Genomic DNA, 25,112 nt, shown 5'->3' with positions numbered 1-25,112 from the left:
ATTGGTATTGGTATTGGTATTGGTATTGGTATTGGTATTGGTATTGGTATTGGTAACTGCGCCTTCAACAAAAACCACAGGCTTTAAATCTTCATAAGTAGAAATTGTAACTTCATCATAGCAAATAAGTTTAAAATCGTCCATATAAGACTGTTCGTTCAAATATAATTTTTCACCAGAATCATGATTTCCTGTAATAGAACGATAAAGCTCAATTCTCGAAAGGTCGGCCAAAGATTCAAAACCATTGCCATAATAATCGATAAGTTTTTTTAAGTTTTCTCCATCAAGAAGTTCATAAACTCCAGGACGTTCAACAGCACCGTTCAAGGCAACACGGCGACTAATTCTATTTACGACAATTTTGTCGCCAGGACGCAAATAAGGATCCTGCGACAAATCACCTTTTCTGTCAGCGAGAAATAAATCATAAGTTTTTTCTTCGCCACTTTCCGAAACAATTTTTATATTTCTTGAAGATGAATAATCTGTAAAACTTTCTTTTATAAAAGTAGAAAGTCTTGTCAAAGCCCAGGCATTTTTCTGAACAGTTTTTACAACTTCACCCGTAATTGTCACACGAAAAGTTGCCGGAGAAGTAAGAACAAACTGAACTCCGCCCATCGGATAGTTTTTCTGAACTATTCCAGAAACCATGTTTTTTAACTGAAGATATGTAAGATTTTTGCAGTCTATTACACCAAGGTTAGCAATGCGGATTTTGTAAGTCGAATCCACAGGAATCGAATAAGAAACTGGAGTTGTTCCAGCAGCAAAAGCCAGGGTATAAACATCGCCGGCAGTTACAGGATAAGAGCTTTCTGACATTGCAAGTTGTGCATCAGGAGTATCATTCGCCTGCTGTCCAATTCTCGACTTTGAAACAACAGAAGACATTACTTCATTTTCCATTTTCGCTTTTTGCTGAGTTACAGTTTTTGTAGCACTATATGTCGTTTGATTTTGAGATTTTAGCATTTTCTGCAAAGTAGCAGCGTCTTGTGCAAATACAAAACCAGAAGCAAAAAATAAAACTAAGATACTAAGTTTTGTAAAATTTCGTAAAATTTTCATATTTAAACACTCTCTTTTTTTGTCTTTAAATTAAGTTTTTTCTGAGCTTCAGGATCGTTTTTTATGTTCTGCCAGGCATTCAATGCAAAAGCCGTAAAAACCGAAATAAAAAATGCGGCAAAAGTAATAATTATGCAAAGTTTTCCGCGACTAGGCTTGCTCTTCATATCTGGAATTTCTGGACGTTCAAGAATCTGAAAAACAGGCTGTTCGCTTTGCATTTTTACTTTCAACAGTTCATACTGGGTTTTTAACTGTTCGTAAACTTTCTGCTGCGCGCTTAATTCCATTTGAATTCTTGCAGTTTCGATTGAAACATTCGGACCGCCCCAAATAGAAACCCCTTTATTTACAGACGCACCCAAATTCTGAGCTTCTTTTTCGAGCTTTAAGATTTCTTTATACGTTGCGTCAATATTTGCTTCAAGATTCTTTTTTTCAATCCGGTTAGAATCAAGTCCCAGTTCATCAAAGCGATTTTGCATCCAGTCAACGGCAAAATTTACAACATCCTTTGCAAAAACAGGATCAATGTCCGTAAAACTTATTGTAAAAACACTGCTTTCATCGTCATAAGTAGAAACAAGCGACTTTTTTAAAGCCTTTCTAGTACTCGTAACCGGGAATTTTTCAATTTCATAACGTTCAGTCAAATTGAATTTTTTATTAACTGCGTCCAAATATTCATTTGAAGTGCTTAAATAAGTTGCAAGAGAACTGCGAGAAGAACCGCCACCACCAACACTAACGCCTGCAAGACTTGCAAGCGAAGAAAGAGAGCCAGACAAACCGCTTGAACTAGAATCTTCCTTTATAAGCATGTGCGCCTGAGGCGTAAATTTATTTGGAAGAGGAGATTTTTCTGGCGGTAATTTTAAAGAAATTAAAGAAAAAACTACCGCTCCAATAATTGCAAGTCCTGTAACTGCAATAATCATAAATTTATAATGAAGAAGAACTGCAATTAAATCCAAAAGCGAAATTTCATCGTCATTCTGCTCCGTAGTCTGTGAAGCAGATTCTATATTTTGTGAATTTTCCATTTTGACAGTATAAAAAAATAAATACCTTAATTCAATACACTGTTGCAATATGAATAATCATACTTTCTATCGGTTGTTTTATTGCAGCAGGAATTTTCTCAAGGCTATCAATTATTTTCCATATTTAGTTCAAAAAGGCGACGAATTGGTTATTCCGTACAAAAAGATGTTTGACGGCAATTCCTCAGGTCTTGATTTTTAGAATTTACTCTTTCTCTTTAAGTTTTAGCTCCAAAACTTAGAATTTTTGCAGAATTTTCATTTATAGTCTTAGCAATTTTTTCTATTTTAAGCCCAAGAACTTCTGCAATATCTTTGTAAATTCTCTTTATTAAAAAAATTGAACTATCAGTTCCGCCAAGCCACTTCTCAGAATCAGGATTGTCGGTTTCTGCCAAAATCAAATTCAGCGGAGTTTGCTCCAAAAGCTTTTGAATATGCTTTGAGCGTATAGTTTCGCAACCAAAAGTCTGCATATAATTTCGACCGACAAATTCCTTATAGATTTCTTCCGGCCCGTCATACCAATGAATAATCGGCTTTGCAAAAGGATATTCTTCCAAAATTCTACAGATTTTTTCTTCGGCGTCCTTTGTATGAATCACGCAATATTTTTTTTCCTGATTGCAGTATTCAAGGAAAAATCTCAAAACTTCTTCCTGTGCAACAGGCGACGCTTCTTTATACCAGCAAAAATCCATTCCGATTTCGCCAATAATATGAGATTCTTTTAAAAATTTTTCGTATTCACAAAGTTTTTCTTTTTCTAAAAGCACTTTTTCCGGATGAATTCCCAAGGTTGCAATTATATTTGCCTCAAACCCCAAGGCTTTAGCTTTCTGAACAATCCAGCAATTTTTTTTATAAGAATCAAGATCTATAGAAGCAGTAACAATTGTTCCGTAAAAAGAAGAAAGTTGTTCAAAAAGTTCGTTTTGGTTTTTGTATAAATCCAAGTGCGTATGAAAATCAACAAACTGCATAAAATCAATTAAAATAGCATTTTTGTAAAGTTTTTTTCAAGTTGAAACAATTTTTTTATGCACTTTTGCAAGAGTTTTGCGAGAAAATTTTTCTATAAAAAAGGCTGACAGTTTTTAAAACCATCAGCCTCGTTTTAACCTTATTTACTGGTTATTTTTATTGTTTTTTTTATTTTAAAGGAGCTGGATACTGAACATCAGCAGCAGCTTCTTCAAATGGCCATACTGTTGTCCATTCTCCATTCTGAATCTGAGCAATAGCAACTGTCGCAGGAATGTTATTGTGATGATGTTTTACACCGTCAATAACTTCATCTCCAAACTGAATTTCATTATATGGAAGAATAATTTTTGGACCGTTCGGAAATTGTCCTACAATGTGCATTTTTGCGAGAGCATCGCGAACTTTTGTTCCATCGGTTGAACCTGCCTGTTCAAATGCAGTTTTCAAAATCCAAATTGCAGTAAATGATTCGGCAGAGTGTCCGTTCATATCTACGCCATATTTTGCCTTGAATTTATCATTGATTTCTTTTCCTTTAGGGAAGTCAGCAGAAAACTCAACTACAGAAGCAATTCCGTTTGAAATTCCAGGAGTTGCAGGAATAAATGAAGGGTCAGCAAATCCGTTTGCCTTTGCAACAATTACAGGTGGATGAGCGTTCTGTTCTGTAAGTGTTTTTGTAAAGAGGATTGCATCTGCAATGTAAGATTCACAAAGAACTGCATCTGGTTTAGCATTGCGGATTTTCAAAACTTCTGATGTCAAATCTGTTGTTCCGCTTGAATACTGAACTTCTGCTACGATGTTAAATCCGTATTTTGGAGCGAGAATTCTTGAACAACGAATAAGTTCCTGTCCAATGTTTGAGTTATCTGCAAAAATTGCAATGTTCTTCATAGGAACACCTTTTTTGTCTTCCAAATCTTTAAGGTAAAGATATTGGTCTTCTACATAGTCTGTATTTGTAGGACACATACGGAAGAAATATTCGAGTCCCTGGCTTGAAAGATTGTCTACTGTCGAAATTGCTGTAAGTTCTGGAATCTTATACTGTTCGCAAACCTGAGCCGCAATTGCTGTAATTGTTGACTGGTGGCAACCGAGAATTGCATTAACTTTATCCTGAGTTACAAGACGTTCTGCAACAGAACGGCCAACTTTTGGGTCACCCTGAGTATCGCCACGAACGATTTCGATTTTGCGTCCATTTACACCGCCCTGAGCGTTAATCATATCAACAGCAAAATCAACACCGCGCATAATATTGTTTCCAATTGCCGCCTTATCTCCAGAAAGTGCGTACATTGCACCAATTTTAATTGTCTGCGCTTCAGCTGATTTTTTTTCACAACCAACAGTAAACACAGCCGCTGCAACAAGAGCCGCTCCTGTCAAAATTTTTGTAATTTTTTTCATAAATGAGTCCTCCTTATTCAACTCGTTTACAATATTTTTATGTTAAAGGTTTTTACCCCTAAATACCAAGATATGCTTTTTTTACGTGCTCATTTTTTTCGAGTTCTTCTGCCGTCTGTTCCAAAACAACATGACCGTTTTCGATTACATAACCGTAATCAGAAACAGCAAGCGCTTTTGTAATATCCTGTTCAACAAGCAGAATACCGATATTTTTTTCTCTAGCAAGATGAACTGCAATTTCCAGAATATCATCAACAATATTTGGAGCAAGACCAAGCGACGGCTCATCCAAAATCAAAAGTTTTGGAAGACCGGCCAACGCGCGCGCAACTGCAACCATCTGCTGTTCGCCACCAGAAAGAGTTCCTGTAATCTGCTTGCGGCGTTCCTTTAATTTTGGAAATGCTTCGTAAACAAACTCCTCAGTTTCGGCAAATTTTGCCTTTGCTTCTTTGCTGTATGCGCCCATTTCCAGATTTTCGTAAACCGTCATTCCAGTAAAAAGCTGTCTTCCTTCTGGAACTTGAATAATTCCCTGATCCAAAATAAAACGGCTCGAACGGTCTGCAAGCTCTTCTCCGTTGAAAATAACAGAACCACTGCTTGCCTTTACCATTCCGGTAATTGTGCGAACAGTCGTTGTCTTTCCAGCACCATTTGAACCAAGAACAGCAACAACCTGACCGTCCTTTACTTCAAGAGAAATGTTCCACAAAACCTGAACTTTACCATATCCGGCACAAAGATTCTTAACTTTAAGCATAAACTATTTTCCCTTTTTTCCAAGATAAACTTCAATTACATACGGATCATTCATTACCTGTAAAGGCGTACCTTCGGCAATTTTTTCTCCATGGTGCAAAACAATAACTTTTTCGCAAAGATTTACGACAGCCTTCATAATATGCTCGATTAAAAACACAGTTATTCCGCTTTCGTTAATTTTGTGAATCAGCTCAATCGCCTGATCAGTTTCGGCAGGGTTCAAACCGGCCATAACTTCGTCCAAAAAAAGCATTTCCGGTCTTGTTGCCAGGGCACGCGCCATTTCCAGGCGTTTTTGGTCTGGAGTTCCCATTTCTCCGGCGATTGCATTGCGTTTAGAATAAAGACCTGTAAATTCCAAGACTTCTTCCGCAATATCTTTAGCTTCTGCCAAATTTTTTGCCTTGTTTTTTCCAAAAAAAGCGCTCGGTACAATGTTGTCCAAAACAGAAAGCGTCGAAAGTGGCTTCATAATCTGGAAAGTTCTTGCAATTCCCATATCAGTATATTTAAAAGGTTTGCAATCGGTAATATCCTGCCCTTTATAAAAAATATGTCCTTCTGACGGCGGATAGTATCCGCAAATCATATTAAAAGTTGTTGATTTTCCGGCGCCGTTCGGGCCAATCATTCCAGTAATTTTGCCTTTTTCGATTTCGAGGGAAAGATCATTTACTGCACGAAGACCACGGAAGTTTTTTGAAATATGTTCTACCTTAATGATTGGTGTATCGCTCATTTGCTACTCCTTAGAAGTGATAAAACGCATTTTTATCACACTTCCTCCCCTGCTTTTTTTCCAAAAATCTTAACATCAATCCATTCTTTTATTCTGCTCTTTGAATACCAGCCCAAAATTCCAACTGGTCTAAAGCGAATAATACAAAGCAAGGTAATTGCATAAAGAATAAGGTTGATTCCTGGCAAAATACCGCCAAATTTATTTCTGAGCCATTCACTCAAAGTAAGAAGAATAATTCCACCAACAAGCGGACCTTCAACAAAAGCAGCGCCGCCGATTACAGCAGGAAGAATAAATTCTGTAGAGAAAGACTGAAGCATAAGGTCGCAGTCAATATAACGATTATAATTTGCATAAAAACAGCCAACCATTGCAGCAATCATAGCAGAAATTACAAGCGCAATAACCTTATATTTCATTGGATTTATACCAATTGCATTTGCAACATCCTCATCTTCGCGAATAGTTTTTAAGGCAAAACCAAGCTTACTTCTGTTGATTTTTTTCATAATCAGATAAACGCCAATCACCATAAGCAAGGCAATGTAATAATAAGGCGTTTTTGAATGAAATCTAAATTGCGCAAAAGAAGATTCGCCGTACGGAAGCGGAATACCCATTGCTTTTCCAGCATACTCCCAGTTAAGCATAAACTGCCGAATTGTTTCGCCAAACGCAATCGAAACCAGGGTAAAATATGGACCGCGGAGCAAAAAACACGGATAAAAAACAATACCTGCAATTAAACCGACAAAAATCATTGCAATAGGAATTGCAACCCACGGATTCATACCGCTTTTTGTCATAAATAGACAGGCAACATAAGCGCCAAGCCCCATATACGCAGCGTGTCCAAGAGAATTTTGACCAGTCATACCACCGAGCAAATTCCACGCCAACGACATTGTTGTAGTATAGAAGATAACTATAAAAACATTTACAAGATACGGATTACTAGCAAAGATAATCGGCAGCAAAATCAAAACCAGCATAAAAATACCAAGCAAGGCCGCTCGTCTTTTTTTATAAGTAGTCGTTAAATCAAACATATTATCTGTCCCCCAAAAAATCAAAATTAAACCAGTAAAAAACTATCGTCGTCTTAAAAGAATAATCTGGCGAACAACAAGAATAATTATGAACGCAACAAACACGGTTAAATCGCGGTATGTAGGTCCAATAATAAGACTGCTCATTGTTTCCATAAGCCCAAGACAGATACCGGCAATGCACGCGCCTTGAATCGAACCAAAACCGCCTACAACAACAACAATCAATGCCTTAAAACTAAACTGACCCCCAACCGTCGGATTTATTACGTAGAACAGAGTAAGTAAGTCTCCGGCAATTCCAGCAAGTGCGCAGCCAAGACCGTAAGTAAAAATATAGATTTTTTTAACAGGAATACCAACAACTTCCGCACCAACCGAGTTCTGCGAAACAGCGCGAATCATTTTCCCCATTGTCGAATGTTTTAGGAAAACAAAAAGACCAACAGTAATTACAATCAGCGTGCACAAACTTACAAGTTTAGGAAGAAGAATCGAAACCGGTCCAAGATGAATTGTAATTCCCGAATAAGGAGTAACAATAGTCCGGTTAAGCGAAGAAAAAATTACAAGAGCAACATTCTGGTACAAAAGACCAAGACCAACCGTCAAAAACAGCAAGTTTGTAAAACTATGCGTGCCGAGCGACGGCGTAATAAGAACGTGCTGAACCAAAGCGCCAATACCAAAAGTACAAAGAGCAACAAGCGGAAGCGCAGCATACGGATCAATACCAAGCTGCGAAAAAACAAAGGTCAGATACATACCGACCATCAGCATTTCACCGTGACAGAAGTTGATGATTTTCATAACACCAAAAATAACGTTCTGTCCCATACCCATCAGTGAATAAAACCCACCTATCAGAATTCCATTTACTAAAGCCTGAAGAAAAATACTCATAAAATGAACCTCGCGTTACTTTTAAAAGCCTAACATTCATCTTACCAAAGTCAAACTAAAAAACAGTTATAAAACCTGCCGTTATAAAAAGGATTGTTATAAGAATTTACAGGAGCGCAAACAGCTCACAAACCGGCCAACCGCCACTTGCTAACGCGCGGTGCTGGCGCACAGCCTGCGGCTTGGCTAATGTCCGGGCTAAAACTTACTGCAAAACCTAAGTTTTAGCCAAAAAAAACAAATAAAAAACCCGGCAAAAAGCAAGTTCTCAAAAACGGAACTTTTGCCTTTTGCCGGGCTGGGATTAACTAAAAGTTAATGCAGGATTAGATCTATTTTGTTGTCGCTTTAATTGAGAAGCTAGAGATACCACAAGTTATCTTTTTAAGCTGTGCAGCCTTTGTCAAAACCCAACTGAATTTAAATGTATACTCTCCTGCATCAAGTTCAACAGGATCTGCTGTTACATCATTCGCTGATTTTGAGCCCTTCTCTGCCTGTTTGCTTACTTTTGAATTTCCAGTAGAATCCAAAATTTCAATTTTTCCAGCAAGAGCTGAACTCTGTGTGTTAAATGCTTTAACAGCAGCATCCACATCGGATTTTGCAGAAAGTGTAAAATTATATGTTACATACGCAATAACAGCACCTGCAGCAAAGTCAATTTTCGTATTTCCATCTAGAAGGCTTGATTGAATCAAGCTACCTGTTGAAGTTGTTCCTTTGCTAACACCATTATCTCCAGTATAAGTTTGAGAACCCCATTTTGGGTAGCCTACATCAAAACTGTATCCTTCTACAACACCAGCATCTGCACTTGCTTCCTCCACGCTTGAGAACACACCTTCATCTCCTGTGGCAGTTGGCGCATTTTCTGCTGAAGAACCATCATATGCGATTGTTGCAGTTTTTGGAGTTGCTGTCTCGCCACCGCTAGTTGTAGCAGCTTTTACCGTTACATCAACTGTAGCTGTTTTTTCTCCAGCTTTTGCTGTAATTGTAACTTTGCCTTCTTTTATACCAGTAACTACACCGTCTTTAACTGTTGCAACTTCAGGGTTAGAAGAAGTCCAGGTAACAGTCTTGTCTGTTGCGTTGTCTGGTAAAACTTTTGCTGTAAGAGTTATGTTTTCTCCTGCTGTTACGTCTGTTAGTGTCGATGTAATTTTTACTTCTGTAACAGCAACGTCAGAGTCAGTCACTGTAATAACTAAAGTTGCCTTCGCTGGAGCTTTGTCAATTCTTGTGTAAGTTACTGAAACTTCTTTGCCTTCATCTCTTTCTATTATTGTGAATGATTTTTTGTCAGCGGCAAGTGTTCCTTCGAATGTTGTTGTCTGCTCTTTACCGGCATCATCTGTGTATTTGCTTGTGACTGTGATTTTAGAGCCGTCAACAACATATGTGAATGACTCTTTTGAAGAATAAGAAATATCCACAGAATTTGTCTTTGTTAAGTCCAGTGTGCTGTAATCAAGAGATTCAACATCAGCCGCATATACAGAACCTTTTGAACTGTCTTCGATATGGACATACACACCATTTTTTAAAGTGAGGCTGACATTTTCTACTACGCCTATCGAAATATCCTCCATAGCCCAATAAGTGTTTTCCAGACCGTTTCCGCTCTCTTCGTCGTCATCGTTTTTACAACCAATAAAATTTGTCATTGCAAGCAGTGCAGCAAATACCGCAGCAATTCTCAACATTTTTTTCATATTTTTTCTCCTCCAAAAAACATTTTGTTAGTAACTATAATAACATCGTTTTATTTTAAAATGGGGGGGGGTATTTGCACAATACTGACTTCTTAAACAAAATTATGTAAAAAAAATGTAGTAAAATAACCATATTTTAAAGGTTTTTACCAAAATCCTGCTCCGTCCTGGAGCCATGCAAAGCAGTGGCAAAGCCACCGAAGGCTACTGAGTGGCGCAAGGACGCTTGAGCGCAATTTTAGCCCAAAATTTTATTTGCCTGTTTAACAATTTTTTAATATCCTTTTTAAATATGTCATAAGAGGCTCTAAATGTTTAAAACCCTTAAATTAAAGCAGTTTTTGCGTTCCAGCATTATCCGTCTTGCCGCAACTTTTTTGTCTTTTGGCGTGCAGTTTTTCTGGTTGTGGATTGTGAGCCGCTGGCTTAAATCATATTCTGTCTGGATTAGCCTTGCTTCGGATTTTTTGGTTGCAGCCCTTGTTATTCACGTTTACAACAAACAAAATTACAGCGTTTCTCTTAAAGTTCCGTGGCTTATTTTGATTTTGGTTTTGCCGATTGTTGGAATTACGCTTTATTTTTTGAGTGAAAATAATCATCAGTCCAAAAGAGTTAAAAATAATACGTCAAAAATTAAGGCGGAAAGTGTCCGACACATTAAAAGCGATTCGGAAGTTCTTAAAACGCTCGAAAATTTGAACAAGCGGGTTGCAAATCAGTTTAAGTATTTGTCTCTTGTTGAAAAATTTCCGGTTTTTTTTAACACGAACGCTAAATTTTATGGAAACACGGTCGAGTGTCTTGATCGCCAGCTTAAAGATTTAGCGACAGCACAGAAATTTATTTTTCTTGAGTATCATGCAATCGAAGAAGCAAAAGCGTTTGACAGAATGTTGCCGATTTTAAAAGAAAGGCTTGCGGCTGGAGTTGAAATCCGAATTTTGTACGACGATGTTGGAAGCATTGGCTACATAAACAGAAAATTTATTAAAAGAATGAACGCGATTGGCATTGCGTGCAGGGACTTTAATCCGCTTTCGCCTCTTTTTTCGCTTTTTATGAACAACCGCGATCACCGGAAAATTATGGTTATTGACGGAAAAATCGGTTTTACAGGCGGTTACAACCTTGCCGATGAGTATTTTAATTATTCGCATCCGTACGGACAATGGAAAGACAGCGGTTTGAGAATTGAAGGAAAAGCCGTAAACACTTTTACAGAACTTTTTTTGGAAATGTGGAACAGCCAGGAAAAAGGCAGGCTTGAAGATGTTTCAAAATACTTTATAGAAGAAACAGAAGAATCGGATAAAAACGGCGAAGTTTCAGTTATTTCAGTTAATAGAGAAAATGACGCAAAAAACAGCGGAAACAGTCAGGACAATTCAAAAAATCCTGCTCAAATTGAACCTTTACCTGCAAAAACGGACGGTTTTATTCAACCTTATGCAGATATGCCCCTCGAAAATTCGTATGTTGGCGAAAATGTTTATCTAAACCTCATAAAATGGGCAAAAGATTTTGTTTGGATTACAACGCCTTATTTGATTTTGGGCGACGAAATGAAGCGCGAACTTATTCTGGCGTCTTTGCGTGGCGTTGATATAAGAATTGTAACACCTGGAATTCCTGACAAAAAACTTGTTTACAAGATTACGCGTTCTTTTTACGGTGAACTTATTGACTGTGGAATTAAAATTTACGAATATACGCCTGGTTTTATTCACTCAAAGCAAATGGTTGCCGACGGAAAACTTGCAACTGTCGGAACTGTGAATATGGATTTTAGAAGTTTTCATCACAATTTTGAAAACGGCGTTTTAATGTACAACACAAGCGCGATTTCTGACATTCAAAAAGACTTTGAATCGCTTTTTAAAATCGCAGCCAACGTTACGGAAAAATATCACAACAAAAAACACCATTCGATGAGTTTTACGGACAGGGTTTTGCGGCTTTTTAGCACCTTGCTTTAGTTTCTGTGCTAAAATGTGGATATGAAAAAAATTACGATTATTACAGGCGCAAGTTCTGGAATGGGAGCAGAATTTGCAAGCCAGCTTTTTAACGAATACGAATTTTCAAACGGCAAAAAAAATGTCGCCAAAAACCGCGAAATCTGGCTCATTGCCCGCTCAAACGAAAAACTCTTTCAAACAGCGGAAAAAATTTTGAGCTCAAAAAGCCCAGATTCTCCTGCAAAAACAAAAATCAGGACTTTTTCGCTAGATTTAACTGGAACTTCGGGCGTTTATAAATTTGACGAGCTTTTAAAATCCGAAGCTGCCAATGAAAATTTTGAAGTTGAATGTCTTATAAACAATGCGGGTTTTGGAACTTATGGTCCTTTTGACGAGACTTCTTCCGAAAAAGAACTTTCTATGATTGAATTAAACTGCACTGCTCTGACAGGGATTTGCAGCTGCGTCCTTAAATATTTAAATTCCAGCTCGCAAATAATAAATGTTTCGTCGCTTGCCGCCTTTATGCCGCTTGGAAATTTTGCAGTTTATGCGGCTACAAAAGCCTACGTTCTTTCTTTTACGGTGGCTCTAGCAGCAGAACTCGAACCAAAAGGAATAAAAGTTTGTGCTCTTTGTCCTGGAAGCGTAAGCACAAATTTTGCAAATGTGGCTTCCAACGGCAAGCGCAAGGAAGTTTTGCATGGAAGAGATCCTGTAAAAGTTGTGCGCCACTGTCTTAAAAAAGCAAAAAAAGGCAAAAAAATAATTTTGACTTTTCCAAAATGGAAATTTCTTTCGTTTGCGAGCCGCTTTGCAGGAAAATTTATTGTTGCAAAACTGACATATAAATTTGCAAAACGGCCGCATTAAAAAAAATCGGCAAAAATTGCTTGTAGGACATTTGCAAAAATCCTACAGAATGTCGATTATTTCGCCAGAAAGCGCCTTGTTCATACTCCGTACTGCGCAGAATTTTCCACACATTGAGCAAGTGTCACTGTGATCCTGCTCCGGAGCGCGGCTGTCGCGAATTGCTCTTGCGGTTTCTGGGTCTATTGCACATTCAAACTGCTTTTCCCAGTCGAGTTTTCGGCGCGCATCTGCCATTTTGTCGTCTATATCCCTTGCTCCAGGAATTCCCTTTGCAATGTCTGCTGCATGTGCGGCGATTTTGCTTGCGATTATTCCCTGCTTTACGTCGTCAACATTCGGCAAAGCAAGATGTTCAGCCGGTGTAACATAACAAAGAAAACTTGCGCCGTTCATTGCAGCAATTGCACCACCGATTGCAGAAGTAATGTGGTCGTAGCCTGGCGCAATGTCGGTAACAAGAGGTCCGAGAACATAAAACGGCGCTCCCATGCATATTGTCTGCTGAACTTTCATATTTGCGGCAATCTGATCCATTGGAACGTGTCCCGGTCCTTCTACCATTACCTGAACATTGTGTTCCCATGCTCGTTTTGTAAGTTCTCCGAGACGGACAAGTTCTTCTATTTGGCAAACGTCGGTTGCGTCAGCAAGACAGCCCGGCCGGCATGCATCTCCAAGACTTACAGTTACATCGTATTTTTCGCAAATATCAAGAATTTCATCATAATATTCATAAAAAGGATTTTCGTTTCCTGTCATTGACATCCACGCAAAAACTAGCGAACCTCCGCGACTTACAATATTCATCTTTCGTTTGTGAGTTCTTATCTGGTCAATCGTTTTTCTTGTAATTCCGCAGTGAAGAGTTACAAAATCAACGCCATCTTCTGCATGAAGCCTTACAACATCGATAAAATCTTTTGCGGTCAAACTTGCCAAATCTCGCTGATAGTGAATTACGCTGTCATAAACCGGAACTGTTCCAATCATTGCAGGACATTCCTGAGTAAGTTTTTGACGGAACGGTTGAGTATTTCCGTGGCTTGAAAGATCCATAATTGCTTCTGCGCCCATATCTACGGCTTTGAGAACTTTCTGCATTTCGACATCATAATCTTTGCAATCCCTGCTTACTCCGAGATTAACGTTTATTTTTGTGCGCAATGCGCTTCCAACGCCTTCCGGATTAAGGCATTTATGTTTCTTGTTGGCAGGAATTGCCACCTTTCCTTCCGCCACAAGTTGCATAAGCTTAGAAACTTCCATTTTTTCTTTTTTTGCTACGGTTTCAATTTCTTTTGTAACAATGCCTTTTCTGGCGGCATCCATTTGCGTCGTGTATTCCATTTGTTTCCCCTTATTTTATATTCCAGTTGTGAGCCATTGGCCCGGAACCTTTTCCCAAATTAAGCATTGCGTTTAAAGCTCCGCTTATGTAAGATTTTGCATTTTTTACGGCAGACGTAATCGGCTCGCCTTTTGCAAGGTTTGCGGCAATTGCGCTCGAAAGTGTACAACCTGTCCCGTGAGTGTTTGGATTGTTTATTCTTTTTCCACAAAACCAGATTCCGTCTGCTTTTTTCAGATTTGCGTCGTCAACTTTGCCCGATTCACCCAAAAACAGAAAATCATTCGCATCGTTAACGCAGTGTCCGCCTTTTAAAAGAACCGCACTTCCATACTGCTCAAAAATTTTCTTTGCGGCACTTTCCATGTCTTTTTCAGACAAAATTTTAATTCCCGACAAAATTTCTGCTTCGGGAATATTTGGCGTAACCAGTGTTGCAATTGGCAAAAGTTCAGATTTTAGAACCTCAAGAGCATCATCGCCCATAAGTTTTGCTCCGCTCGTTGCCACCATAACCGGATCAACAACCACATTTTTTAGTCCGTATTTTTTTACAGAAGAAGCGACAATTTTTATCAGAGCGGCAGACGAAACCATTCCCACCTTTACAGAATCCGGAAAAATATCCGTAACAACGGCGTCGATCTGCTTTTGCAAGAATTCTGGTTCAACTTCCATAATTCCAAAAACGCCTGTCGTATTTTGTGCGGTCAAAGCGGTAATCGCGCTCATTGCGTAAACTTTGTTGCAGGTAATTGTCTTAATATCCGCCTGAATTCCCGCTCCACCACAAGAATCGCTGCCTGCAATCGTCAATGTTGTTTTAATGATTCCTCCTTACCAGACTCGGCAAGGAACGTAAACAGAATTAGATTAGAAGTCTAAGATTTCCTACGTTGGCATTATCCAAATCAGGTACGGTCAAAGCGAAGAAGCTTCCTCTCAGCCGGTTTACGCCAGCTCCCAAATTCATTTATTTCATTCTAAAAAAAAATTACATAATTTTCAAATGCTATTGCTTTTTTTTGCGTTTATAAACTATCATTCAGTTAATTGCATGGGTACTGTTCCTTTTGGAACGGTTGAGAAATACCATTTGAACCTGTCAGTTAACACTGTAGGAGGGAGCAATATTTTTTAGAAAATTTGGTCCGCCCTTGCGCGGGCTTTTTTTTTGGAGTTTTTATGAATTCAAGCGAAATCAAACAAAAAATCGAAAAAGCGGTAAATGACGCAAAAGCAAAAAAACCGCTTGCACCAAGCATTACAAACACAGTAACCGTAAACCTCGTTGCAAACGCCCAACTTGCAGTCGGAGGAAGCGCTGCAATGGTTTATCTTCCGGACGAAGGCGAATGTGTAGCGCAAATTGGCAGCGCTGTTTACCTGAATATGGGAACCCTATTTCCGATCTACGAAGAAACAATCCCGCGAACAGCAAAAAAACTTAACGAACTCAAAAAAAATTGGGTTTTAGATCCTGTTGGCCTAGGAATCGGCTCTCTAAGAACCAAACTTATCCTCGGCTTAAAAGATAATCCTCCGACAATCATCCGCGGAAACGCCAGCGAAATAATCGCCGTTGCAAAATTATGGAACGTTTCAGAATTTGAAAATTCAAACGGACCAGTCGGAGTTGATTCAGTAGATTCTGTAGAATCCGCAGAAAAAGCCGCCCGCGCACTCGCAAAATTTATTCACGGAGCAGTAGCCGTAAGCGGAAAAGAAGATTTAGTCACAGACGGAACAACAACTGTCTTTTCAAAAGGCGGTTCGGCCTACCTGGAACAAATAACTGGAGCAGGCTGTTCTCTTGGTGGTGTATGCGCCGTTTACGCAGCAGTTTCCGATCCTTTTACGGCCGCCCTGACGGCAACACAAATCTACAACTTTGCAGGACAACAGGCAGAAAAAAAATGCCGCGGTTCAGGAAGTTTTCAGGTTTGTTTTTTGGACGAACTTAACAATGCAACCGCACAAGACGTTGTCGAAAATCCATTTACACTAAAAGAGGAATAAAAATGAATACATTAGTTGCCGTAGCAATTGCACCTTTTGGGGTCGGCGATGAACTTTCAAAGGAAGTTGCCGAAGTCGTAAAAGTAATCAGAGACTCAGGACTTCCAAACAAAACTTACTCAATGTTTACAGAAATCGAAGGAGAATGGGACGAAGTTATGAAAGTCGTAAAAAATGCAACTTTCGTACTTGCAGAAAAGGGAATCCGCACCGAAGTCATCATGAAAATGGACATTCGCCCAGGCTATAACAATATGATGACAGAAAAAATCGACCGCCTGGAAAATCAAATGCAAAAATAAACAAAAGGACAAAAAAATGAAATTTGACATAAGTAAATATTTGATTTTAGGCCGTGAAAACTCAAAAAACAAACCAGTCGAAGAAGTAGTAAAATCCGCAGTCGAAGCAGGTTTTACCTTTATTCAAATCCGCTCCAAAGAAGAGTCCGCGATCGAAATGATTGAAGACTGTCTAAAAGTGTCCGATCTCTTAAAAAAAATTGGCAAAAGCGAACAGGTTTCTCTCGTTGTAAACGACAGGCTTGACGTAATCCTCGCAGCCAGGGAACGCGGAGCAAAAATCGACGGAATCCATGTTGGCCAAACAGACATTCCAGTCGACATCTGCCGCAAATATCTTGGAAAAGATTCAATTATCGGCCTGAGCGCTCCAACCAAAGATTTAATTTCTTATGTAAAAAATTACAACGTAAAAGACATTGATTATTTTGGCGCCGGTCCAGTTCACGAAACAGCCACAAAACCAGACTGCGGACGCGACGAAACAGGCAAAGTCATAACAAAACCGCTCGCAGAACTTGCAGAACTCGCAAAAATCAGCCCGGTTCCAGTTGTCGTTGGCGGCGGAGTAAAACTAAAAGACATAAAACCCTTAAAACAGTCGGGAGTCGACGGATTTTTCGTAATCACAGCCATAACCGATGCGCAAAATCCATACACAGCGGCAAAAGAACTGTGCGACGCCTGGAAAAACTAAAAAGAGAGTTTATCTGGACGAAATTTTGCGATCTAACCTGCTTTGCGCAGTTCCGCTTTCGCTTCATTGCAAAGAAAACCGTGATTTTTAATCACGCCTTTCTTTGCAACGCTTGCGCGCTGCTCCAATCAGGCGTAGCAAATTCTCAATATGTTCAATAGTTTCGTCAAAATTTTTACAAAAAATATCGCTGCTTTTTTTTGCAGAATAGATATCCGAATGGGAATGTGTAAAAGAATCATAAATTCCAATTGTATAAAAACCAGCTTTTTTAGCAGATTTTATTGCATCGGGAGCGTCTTCAAAAACCAAGACATTTTCCGCTTTTGAATTAAAATTTTTTGCAGCGACAGAATAAATCTCAGGATTCGACTTTGACATCTTTAATTCTGAACAGGTTAAAATTTCCTTAAAAAAGCCATCTAATTTATTCTTTTTAAGACAGTCTTCAAACATCTGCCTGTCAGAACCAGTTAAAATTACACACGGAATTTTATTTTTAGAAAGCAATTCTAAAAGCCCCCGAACGCCAGGCTTTGGCTTTATTTTTTCTGTATAAGTTTTTTTTACAACGTTGGCTGTGCCTTCAATAATTTCTTTTACGCTCAAATTTAATTTATATTCTTTTTTAATAAAACAAGCGCCGTCCTCAACATTCATCTGAAGCAAAACCGCGCCAAGATCCTTTTTAGCCTTTATTCCCAGCGAATTTAAAAATAATTCGCCAGCATTAAGCCACATTTCCATAGAATCCAGAACGGTTCCGTCCAAATCAAAAATTGCACCATTTATCTGCATATACAAGTTATACAAAACTATATTCCAAACGTCCAGCGCAAAAAAAAAGCAGTTTCCGCGAAAAAATCACAAGAAACTGCCCTAGATTTTATCAATACGATAAACGCTCTATTTGTTAACTCTGTCTTTAAGAGCTTTTCCTGCCTTGAATTTTGGGCATTTTGAAGCTGCAATTTTGATTGTTTCGCCTGTTTTTGGATTGCGCCCTTCTCTTGCAGCTCTTTCACCAACATCGAAAGTTCCAAAACCGATAAGCTGTACGCTGTCACCTTTTTCCAATGATTTTGCTACATTTTCTGTAAAAGCTTTAACAACTGCGTCTACATCTTTTTTTGTAAGTTTTGTGTCTGCTGCAATAGCATCAATAAGTTCTGCTTTATTCATTACTTTCCTCCAATTTTGAATAAGAATTTAAGTATATATGTAAATTTTAATATCGTACAGACTTTTGTTGTATATTGTAAAATAAAAAAAACGTGCATCGTGCATCTTGCTTATTTTCCCAAAAAGTTTTATTTTGTTTTGTACTAGTTACAAGGTGGCAAAAAATGGCACTTACAGTAAATACTCTCCTTAATTTTTCGGAAACTCCTTTTAAACTAAAACTTGTCGCTGGACGCGAAGGCCTTAAGCAGACGGTCAGCTGGATTTATTACACGGAAGATCCTTCTTTTAGCGAATTTATCCGTGGAGGAGAACTTGCAATCACAACGGGGCTTTTGCTCAAACGTAAATCCGAAAACGAGGGAATAAATGAGTCTGAAAACCTGTGTTCTTTTTTAAAAGATTTTATCGAAAAATTTGCTGGTCATAATGCTTCTGGTTTAATCGTCAACACTGGAAAATATATTTTTGAAATTCCTCAGGAAATTAAAACTTACTGCGACCAAATCAATTTTCCGCTGTTTACAATGCCTTGGGAAATTCATACGGTAGATTTAATGCAGGAAATCGGAAATATGATTTCTGCCGACAGCCAAAACAGCCACAATGTTGAAAAATTTTTCTATCGTGCAATTTTTGAAACTCAGAAATTTGATCCAAAGCAAATCGAAAATACAGTTTTTCGCGATGCACAAAGTTTTTCAATTGCGCTCCTGGAATTAAAAGAAAATTTTTTTAACAACGATATTGAACAGGCAAAGCGATATGTTCAATTTTCGCTAAATCCAAAAATTAATTTTTCACAAAACGACTACTGCTGTTTTATTCACAACAGAAAAGCGATCTACATTATAAAAAACGATAATTCTTTTTTTACCGAAGAACTTTTTCGCATAACACGAAATGATAAATTCTTTTGCAATTCCAAACTTTCGCTTTCCGAATACTGCTCTTCTGCTGGAGAACTTCAGGATGCTTTTGTTCACGCAGAAATCACAATAAATCTTTCGAAAAATGCAGAAAAACTTGAAAAGTACGATAATCTCGGAATTTATAAAATTCTGCTTGAAGTAAAAAACAAAAAAGTTCTCGAACAACTTTATAAAACGGTCCTCGGAAACCTAGAGCAACTCGAAAATGCAAAGCGCGAAGACTACTTAAAAACTCTCAAACTTTACTTAAAACTCGGAGGAAACATTCACAGCGTTTCTGAACAAAACAATACTCACAGAAACACGGTTTTGTACCGGCTTCAGCGACTGCAGGAAATTCTAAATGTTGACCTTTCTGACGGCGACACTCGTTGCCTCTTGCAAATTGCAATTTACATAAAAGAGCTTCTAAAAAAGTAAAAAATGGCGCTACCCTCTTTCTTAACATTCGCAAAAAAAAAATTTATAATGCCATTATGAAAGTACACATTTTAGAAATGCCTCTCGATTTTGGCGCAAGTCGCCACGGTTCGGACATGGGACCGTCTGCAATCCGGCTTGCAGGAATTAAACAACGGTTGGAAGATCTCGGCCACTTGACTTTTGAACATACAGATATTTTTCATGCCAAACCGCAGGAATATCAAAATATCGGAAATCCTAAAGCAAAATATTTAAAACCAATCGTAAATGCCTGCACAAAACTTGCAGGACTTGTCGAAGAAATTTCTGGAAAAAACGAATTTCCTCTCGTTCTTGGAGGCGACCATTCAATTGCGCTCGGTTCAATCGCAGGAATCAGTGCAACAGCAAAAAAACAACATAAATCTTTCGGCGTACTTTATGTTGACGCGCACGGAGATTTTAACGATACAAACACAACGCCAAGCGGAAATATTCACGGAGAGTGTCTAGCCGCTTCGGCAGGAATCGGACTTTCTGAACTTACAAACCTCTATTTTGAAGGTCAGAAAGTCGATCCAAAAAACATTTGTTTTGTCGGTTGTCGCGACCTTGATTCTGGCGAAAAAACTTTAATGAAAAAAGCTGGAGTTACAGTTTTTACAATGAGCGACATTGACAGACACGGATTTCCGGCAATCGTCCAGAAAGTAAAAGAATTTTTCAAAAAAATCGACATAATCCACGTAAGCTTTGACATGGATGTTCTTGACCCGATGTTTGCTCCTGGAACGGGAATTCCGCTTCCAGGAGGTCTTACAAACCGCGAGGCTCTTCTGCTAATGGAAGAAATGGCAGGCACAGAAAAAGTAAAATCCGCCGAAATTGTCGAAGTAAACCCAATTCTCGATGTCCGGAACCAAACTGCAATTCTGGCAGTAAGCCTGTCTTCAAGACTTTTAGGAGAAACCCTCTATTAAAATTCAGAACCACATTCACCGTCTTATCCGGCTGCTCCGGATTCGCTAACGCTCATCGTCCTCGGCCGAACTTTGTTCTGCCTGCGGTCGACTGCGTCCTGCACATCCGAGGTAGGTTTTCCTGTCAAAACCCAATGTAACAGTTTTGTTATCCAAAATTATAAAATCCGTTTGTAACAGTTAATGTTATCGATTCAAAATTAATGTAACACTTATGTTATCAAAAAGACTTGTTCAGCACCGTGTGCCTTTCTTCTATTTTCTATGTAACAATCTTGTTATCCAAAAATGTAACAGTCTGGTTATATTCATCCACAAGAGCCTGTGGAAATCTGCTTTTCTATGTAACAGTTACGTTATCATTGTGGAAATCTGCTTTTCTCTTTATATTATAGAAGAAACTTGTATTTCTCTTTTTCTATGTAACAATCATGTTATCCGAATGTCACAGTTTAGTTATTTCTACCATTATATCTAATAATAATCTAATAATATATTTAAACTAATAATAGAAAAACAAATTCTGTGGATTTCTTAAAAACAGATAACAACTCTGTTACATAAAACTTTATAACCAAACTGTTACAATCCTCCTAAATCCGAAGAAATAAGAGCATATCTTACATCATCTGCAAGAACAGGTGTAGGACTTTTAAACAAGGTAATTCCTGCTCCAGTTTTATCAATATCAACCTTTAATTCTGGATAATATTCTTTTTTTATTTCTCTTATTTGATCGATTATTCGAGAATAATTTACATTCGCAATTTTTGGATCAGAATCTTCTGCAACAGGCATAAATTGCTCAACCAGCTTATCTCTTGGAATAAAAACAGGTTTTTCTGCCATAAGTCCATTATTTCTGTAAACAAGCCAGGCATAAATATCTTTTCCTACTGGACTTGTAATATCTTTATAAACTGTATAGTTAATTGGAACTGCATGTGTCTGACAAAAAGCTGCAAAATTTGCAGAAAGAATAATTTTAAATTTTCCAACGCGCTGACTTTTTGAAGACGGATCTATAATCTCTTGAAATTGCACTCCATCTGTAAAAAGAATTGTTCCTGTTGTCGTTGTCTTTACTTCGACAGGACCTTTTGGAATTCTTTCTCCAGGTTCATATAATTCCTTAAATAAATTTGCCTGAAGCTGAATTTCTTCTTTTTTTTCAAATGAAAATGTCGCTCTTGTAAAACACGAAAGCTGTTCAAGAATGTCTTTTCCTCTTTGCCGTGGAAGCTGCATTTCATTTAAAAGCTGCGATAAAGAATCAAATTCAACAATTACAGGCACATTTTTTTCCTTTGAAAGAACTGCGTGCGTTGTAAAAACAGAAAGAATCAGCCGTCCATATTTTCCAAACGGAACATTTGTTGGTGAATTTAATATCAAAGAAATTCCGTTGCTGGCTTTTCGTATAAATTCTGTTTTATTTATATTCTTAAAAGGCAAAGAAGCTGTCGTAAAAAAACTCGGAATATAACTTAAAACATTCTTTGTCTTTTGAGTTTCCAGTTGATTAAGGGATTCAAACAGCTCGTCTGCCGAAGTATCAATTGGAACAAGGCTGTTTTCCCTGTGTATTTTTTTTCCCATTTTGTCTTTTTCCCACCCGTTTTTTAGTTAACGGTACTTGAAATTCCGCCTTTTGAGATTACGATTCTTCCGGCGGCAACTTCCTTTGAAAGATATTCAAAAGACGACTCAATGTATTGAGTTATTGAAACTCCGCAGTTTGTGCAGAATTTTTTTATTTCGTCGCGGCGGCCTTCGGAAAGTCTTATGTTCATTACGTCGGCATATTTTCCTTTTTTAGGTTCGGCGGAAGTTTTGGAAACTGATGTTGCGGCAGGTTTTGTCGGAGCTTCTTCAGTTTTTTCTGTTTTTGTAAGGTTTGTTTTTATTTGATTTAAAAATTCTTGAGGTATTTTTTTTGTTGCGATTGGCATTTGTTTTCCTCCAATAAAAAGTTTTGTCTTACACTGTTATTTTATCAAATCTGCAAGTTTTTTTAGAGCGTCGAGAGTTTCTCTTTTTCCTCCGCGCTGCTGAATTGTCTGTCTTTCAATTGTTGCATATTTAAAATCTTGATCAACAGGAACATAAACGACATTAAAATCTCCAGCATTTAAACCTTCAGAAATAATATCTGTAAGTTTTATGCTTCGGTTGATTTCGTTGAGGACTATTGTCTCGAATTTTGGATTTTGAACGCGGCGCCGTTTTTTATAGCTGTCCAGATTGTCTTTAAAAATCTGAAGTCCGTCCTGAGAATATGCGTCTGCCTTTATAACGACAATAACTTCGTCAGATGCTGTCATAATGTCTTCTTCAAAGGCATCGAATGCTGGAGATGTATCAAAAATACAGTATTCAAATCCAAGTTTTTCAACTTCGTCGCAAAGGTCGACAAAGATATATGGTTCTTTCTGAGCTTCGCTTGAGCGATATGTTTTTAGAGAGCGACTTCCTTTTCTGTCGATTGAGTTTGTTGGAATTACAAAAAGATTTTCGACTGTTGTTGCCGATATAACTTGATCAATCGTAACATCACCGTACAGAGCTTCTGCAAGGTCATGGTCAAAAGATTCCAGCAAGGTTCCTGTGGAGTTTCCTTGAGGGTCTGCGTCGATAAGAAGAACTTTTTTTCCTTGCAATGCAAGTTCTGCTGCCAGCGAAAGACTCATTGTTGTTTTGCCTACTCCACCCTTCTGAATGGCAACTGCTATTTTTTTCATTTTGGCCCACCTCAAAATTTTATGAATTTTTATGCTTTTTAATATCTAATCATATTTTTTAGAAAAAAGCAAATAAAAAATCTAAGAAATATTAGATTTCTAAAATAAAAACTTAGAAAGATTAGATAAAATCTAATATAAAAGATTGATAAAAATATAATAAAAAATCTAATAAAGATAATAAAAAAGATTAGAAATGTTAGAAAAAATCTAAACAAAAAGTTGACGCGCGAGGATTGCCGTAGACGCGCTTATTTTTTATTTTTGAGTAATTTGTCGATTGCAGAAAAATGAAGCGGTTTTGAGGGCTTTTTTTAGTTTTTAAGTTTTCAAAAAGATAAAGGCAAAAAGAAATTATTTTCGGACAGATAACCAAAGTGTTACATTTAAGGTAGACAGAAAATTATGTAACAGTCTAGTTATCTGTGAGAATATTTTATTTTAAAATATCAAAAAAGTTAAATGGGACTGTATATGTCCTTTTTGACGGTTTATAATAAAAAAAAATATTCAGGGAAAATTTATATTGCGGTAGGGATTGGAGCAGCGCGGAGCGTTGCCGGATTTTTCCGCGAAAAATCCGGCAATGAAGGCGAGAGCTGGAACTGCGCAAAGCCCGGCGGCAACTTGTTGACGAACCGCCCATATAAATAGAAAAAAAATGAAATTTATTCACACGGCTGACTGGCATCTTGGAAACAGGATGCATGATATTGACAGGACTGTTGAGGTTAAGGCATTTTTTGAGTGGCTCAAGGGCGAGATTGTTTTGGAAAATGCCGAAGCTCTGGTTGTGGCTGGCGACATTTTTGATACGGTAAATCCTTCGATCGAAGCAAAAACGATTTTTCACGATTTTTTGTTTTCTCTTTTGGGAACTTGTTGTAAAAATGTTGTGATTGTCGGCGGAAATCATGATTCTGGAATGTTGCTTGATTCTGAAAAGTCTCTTTTGAGTGCGCTCAATATTTTTATTGTTGGTTCTGCGGCAAATTTAAAGATTAAGGACATGGTTTTTGAATTGAAAAATTCAGAAGGGGAGGCGAGGGCAGTTTGCGTGGCGGTTCCTTTTTTGAGAGAATCGGAACTGAGAGAATTTTGCGATGAAAATTTGGAAGATGGAACTTTTTGCGACAAGGCTTATGGAAGTTTTTACAAAAAAGTTTATGAGGAAGCGGAAAAAGTCAGGGCTGGAAGAAATATTCCGCTTATTGCGACAGGTCATCTTTATGCGGCTGACCTTGAAGGAAGGTTTGAAAACGTAAAAAAAGAAATTTCTGGCGATGATGGGCGAAAAATGCTTGATGTTGTTGGAAAACTTGGGTCGGTTCATGCTGGAGTTTTTCCGAAAGAATTTGATTATGTTGCGCTTGGACATATTCATTATTCGACAATGGTTTGTAAAAATAACAAAATTCGATATTCTGGCTCGCCTTTTGTAATGGGATTTGACGAAGCGAATCTTGCAAGGTTTGTCTTGAGCGTGAATGCCGAAAAGAATTCTACAGAAGTAGAAAAAATTGAAATTCCAAAAACTGTGGAATTCAGGCGTTTGAACGGAGATTTTTTGACAATTCGCAAAGAACTTGAAAAATATCTGGACAAAAAAACGACCGTCGAGACTTTTTTGGAACTTTATTATAAAAAAGAAGCTGGAATAAATATTTACGATCAGCTTGAAGAACTTATAAATTCGCTCGAAGAAAAAAATGTCTATGTCGTAAACCTTCGGGTTCAAGAAAGCGAAAATTCGGGTGATTTTTTTAACGAAACTTACGACATGAAAGAAATGGCGGCTTTAAAACCTGAAAAAATTTTCGAGAATTTAATTTTGGCAAAAAGCAGGATTGAAACTGAAGGAAAAACTGCGGAAGAGGTTGAAAAAGAAAAAAATGAGATTGTAAAAACTTATCTTCCTTTTTTTATGGAAACTTTTGCTGAAATGGAAAATGAACCGGAAGAATGATTT

Annotated in this window: 25 protein-coding genes and 1 riboswitch; of the genes, 9 read left to right on the top strand and 16 right to left on the bottom strand. The window is 37.9% G+C overall.

The window, feature by feature from the left end; all coding sequences use genetic code 11:
- The coding region (locus ACT6XC_RS05410; protein WP_443741072.1) for an SLBB domain-containing protein at positions 1 to 1,074 on the bottom strand (1,074 nt) is incomplete at its 3' end.
- Between the two features lie 2 nt (positions 1,075 to 1,076).
- Positions 1,077 to 2,117 carry a lipopolysaccharide biosynthesis protein gene (locus ACT6XC_RS05405; RefSeq protein WP_443737693.1) on the bottom strand — a complete coding sequence of 347 codons (1,041 nt, stop codon included), beginning with the start codon at positions 2,115 to 2,117 and terminating at the stop codon, positions 1,077 to 1,079.
- Positions 2,118 to 2,166: 49 nt separating this feature from the next.
- On the opposite strand from ACT6XC_RS05405, the gene ACT6XC_RS05400 reads away from it, so the two are divergent.
- The gene (locus ACT6XC_RS05400) at positions 2,167 to 2,319 is read left to right on the top strand and encodes a hypothetical protein (RefSeq protein ID WP_443741071.1); all 153 of its coding nucleotides are present in this window, start codon (positions 2,167 to 2,169) and stop codon (positions 2,317 to 2,319) included.
- Positions 2,320 to 2,335: 16 nt separating this feature from the next.
- On the opposite strand, the gene ACT6XC_RS05395 is transcribed toward ACT6XC_RS05400, so the two are convergent.
- From ACT6XC_RS05395 to ACT6XC_RS05365, 7 genes are all read right to left on the bottom strand, one after another.
- Positions 2,336 to 3,100: a TatD family hydrolase gene (locus tag ACT6XC_RS05395; protein WP_443741070.1), complete on the bottom strand. Its 765-nt coding sequence runs from the start codon at positions 3,098 to 3,100 to the stop codon at positions 2,336 to 2,338.
- 169 nt (positions 3,101 to 3,269) lie between these two features.
- Complete coding sequence (locus ACT6XC_RS05390) at positions 3,270 to 4,520, bottom strand: ABC transporter substrate-binding protein (protein WP_443741069.1); 1,251 nt, start codon at positions 4,518 to 4,520, stop codon at positions 3,270 to 3,272.
- A 58-nt stretch (positions 4,521 to 4,578) separates the two neighbouring features.
- A complete protein-coding gene (locus ACT6XC_RS05385; protein WP_443737696.1) occupies positions 4,579 to 5,286 on the bottom strand; it encodes an ABC transporter ATP-binding protein in 708 nt (235 codons plus the stop codon).
- Between the two features lie 3 nt (positions 5,287 to 5,289).
- Positions 5,290 to 6,027, bottom strand: coding sequence for an ABC transporter ATP-binding protein (locus tag ACT6XC_RS05380; RefSeq protein ID WP_078931707.1), 738 nt, complete (start codon positions 6,025 to 6,027; stop codon positions 5,290 to 5,292).
- A gap of 35 nt (positions 6,028 to 6,062) precedes the next feature.
- Complete coding sequence (locus ACT6XC_RS05375) at positions 6,063 to 7,079, bottom strand: branched-chain amino acid ABC transporter permease (protein ID WP_443737697.1); 1,017 nt, start codon at positions 7,077 to 7,079, stop codon at positions 6,063 to 6,065.
- A 42-nt stretch (positions 7,080 to 7,121) separates the two neighbouring features.
- Positions 7,122 to 7,982 (bottom strand): branched-chain amino acid ABC transporter permease, encoded by an 861-nt coding sequence (locus ACT6XC_RS05370; protein ID WP_443741068.1) that lies wholly within the window; start codon positions 7,980 to 7,982, stop codon positions 7,122 to 7,124.
- Positions 7,983 to 8,314: 332 nt separating this feature from the next.
- Complete coding sequence (locus tag ACT6XC_RS05365) at positions 8,315 to 9,700, bottom strand: Ig-like domain-containing protein (protein WP_443741067.1); 1,386 nt, start codon at positions 9,698 to 9,700, stop codon at positions 8,315 to 8,317.
- 311 nt (positions 9,701 to 10,011) lie between these two features.
- Between ACT6XC_RS05365 and ACT6XC_RS05360 the strand changes: the two genes are divergently transcribed.
- On the top strand, positions 10,012 to 11,679 hold the full coding sequence (locus ACT6XC_RS05360; protein ID WP_443741066.1) for a phospholipase D-like domain-containing protein: 1,668 nt from the start codon (positions 10,012 to 10,014) through the stop codon (positions 11,677 to 11,679).
- 21 nt (positions 11,680 to 11,700) lie between these two features.
- Positions 11,701 to 12,537 (top strand): SDR family NAD(P)-dependent oxidoreductase, encoded by an 837-nt coding sequence (locus tag ACT6XC_RS05355; protein WP_443741065.1) that lies wholly within the window; start codon positions 11,701 to 11,703, stop codon positions 12,535 to 12,537.
- Between the two features lie 42 nt (positions 12,538 to 12,579).
- On the opposite strand, the gene thiC is transcribed toward ACT6XC_RS05355, so the two are convergent.
- Together thiC and thiD are read right to left on the bottom strand one after the other, a co-directional pair.
- On the bottom strand, positions 12,580 to 13,887 hold the full coding sequence (gene thiC, locus ACT6XC_RS05350; protein WP_443741064.1) for a phosphomethylpyrimidine synthase ThiC: 1,308 nt from the start codon (positions 13,885 to 13,887) through the stop codon (positions 12,580 to 12,582).
- A gap of 10 nt (positions 13,888 to 13,897) precedes the next feature.
- A complete protein-coding gene (gene thiD / locus ACT6XC_RS05345; RefSeq protein WP_443737703.1) occupies positions 13,898 to 14,704 on the bottom strand; it encodes a bifunctional hydroxymethylpyrimidine kinase/phosphomethylpyrimidine kinase in 807 nt (268 codons plus the stop codon).
- A 55-nt stretch (positions 14,705 to 14,759) separates the two neighbouring features.
- A riboswitch (TPP riboswitch) is annotated at positions 14,760 to 14,865 on the bottom strand.
- Positions 14,866 to 15,073: 208 nt separating this feature from the next.
- On the opposite strand from thiD, the gene ACT6XC_RS05340 reads away from it, so the two are divergent.
- The 3 genes from ACT6XC_RS05340 to ACT6XC_RS05330 are packed head-to-tail and all read left to right on the top strand — an operon-like array spanning position 15,074 to position 16,906.
- Positions 15,074 to 15,907: a hydroxyethylthiazole kinase gene (locus ACT6XC_RS05340; RefSeq protein WP_443741063.1), complete on the top strand. Its 834-nt coding sequence runs from the start codon at positions 15,074 to 15,076 to the stop codon at positions 15,905 to 15,907.
- A 2-nt stretch (positions 15,908 to 15,909) separates the two neighbouring features.
- Positions 15,910 to 16,209 (top strand): MTH1187 family thiamine-binding protein, encoded by a 300-nt coding sequence (locus tag ACT6XC_RS05335; RefSeq protein ID WP_443737705.1) that lies wholly within the window; start codon positions 15,910 to 15,912, stop codon positions 16,207 to 16,209.
- A 16-nt stretch (positions 16,210 to 16,225) separates the two neighbouring features.
- Positions 16,226 to 16,906: a thiamine phosphate synthase gene (locus tag ACT6XC_RS05330; RefSeq protein WP_443741062.1), complete on the top strand. Its 681-nt coding sequence runs from the start codon at positions 16,226 to 16,228 to the stop codon at positions 16,904 to 16,906.
- Positions 16,907 to 16,993: 87 nt separating this feature from the next.
- Here the strand turns inward: ACT6XC_RS05330 and ACT6XC_RS05325 are convergent, their stop codons facing one another.
- Both ACT6XC_RS05325 and ACT6XC_RS05320 read right to left on the bottom strand, forming a co-directional pair.
- Positions 16,994 to 17,704, bottom strand: a complete 711-nt coding sequence (locus ACT6XC_RS05325) for an HAD family hydrolase (RefSeq protein ID WP_443741061.1) — start codon at positions 17,702 to 17,704, stop codon at positions 16,994 to 16,996.
- A 108-nt stretch (positions 17,705 to 17,812) separates the two neighbouring features.
- Positions 17,813 to 18,088, bottom strand: a complete 276-nt coding sequence (locus ACT6XC_RS05320; RefSeq protein ID WP_078931658.1) for an HU family DNA-binding protein — start codon at positions 18,086 to 18,088, stop codon at positions 17,813 to 17,815.
- A gap of 164 nt (positions 18,089 to 18,252) precedes the next feature.
- On the opposite strand from ACT6XC_RS05320, the gene ACT6XC_RS05315 reads away from it, so the two are divergent.
- Positions 18,253 to 19,440, top strand: a complete 1,188-nt coding sequence (locus ACT6XC_RS05315; protein ID WP_443741060.1) for a PucR family transcriptional regulator — start codon at positions 18,253 to 18,255, stop codon at positions 19,438 to 19,440.
- 56 nt (positions 19,441 to 19,496) lie between these two features.
- Positions 19,497 to 20,402 carry an arginase gene (gene rocF, locus ACT6XC_RS05310; RefSeq protein WP_443737709.1) on the top strand — a complete coding sequence of 302 codons (906 nt, stop codon included), beginning with the start codon at positions 19,497 to 19,499 and terminating at the stop codon, positions 20,400 to 20,402.
- A gap of 582 nt (positions 20,403 to 20,984) precedes the next feature.
- Here rocF and ACT6XC_RS05305 read toward each other — a convergent pair.
- Genes ACT6XC_RS05305 through ACT6XC_RS05295 form a run of 3 tightly spaced genes read right to left on the bottom strand, consistent with a single transcriptional unit; the run spans position 20,985 to position 23,143 of the window.
- Entirely contained in the window at positions 20,985 to 22,001 is a 1,017-nt protein-coding gene (locus tag ACT6XC_RS05305) for a plasmid encoded RepA protein (RefSeq protein WP_443741059.1), read from the bottom strand.
- 23 nt (positions 22,002 to 22,024) lie between these two features.
- Positions 22,025 to 22,354 carry a hypothetical protein gene (locus tag ACT6XC_RS05300; RefSeq protein WP_443737711.1) on the bottom strand — a complete coding sequence of 110 codons (330 nt, stop codon included), beginning with the start codon at positions 22,352 to 22,354 and terminating at the stop codon, positions 22,025 to 22,027.
- Positions 22,355 to 22,390: 36 nt separating this feature from the next.
- Entirely contained in the window at positions 22,391 to 23,143 is a 753-nt protein-coding gene (locus ACT6XC_RS05295; RefSeq protein WP_443737713.1) for a ParA family protein, read from the bottom strand.
- 661 nt (positions 23,144 to 23,804) lie between these two features.
- Between ACT6XC_RS05295 and sbcD the strand changes: the two genes are divergently transcribed.
- Positions 23,805 to 25,109 (top strand): exonuclease subunit SbcD, encoded by a 1,305-nt coding sequence (gene sbcD, locus ACT6XC_RS05290; RefSeq protein WP_443741058.1) that lies wholly within the window; start codon positions 23,805 to 23,807, stop codon positions 25,107 to 25,109.
- The last annotated feature ends 3 nt before the right edge of the window (positions 25,110 to 25,112 follow it).

Source organism: Treponema berlinense (assembly GCF_052273165.1).
Taxonomy (GTDB): domain Bacteria; phylum Spirochaetota; class Spirochaetia; order Treponematales; family Treponemataceae; genus Treponema_D; species Treponema_D berlinense_A.
The sequence above is the reverse complement of the archived record's forward strand: the minus strand, read 5'-3'. Positions and strand labels throughout refer to the sequence as shown.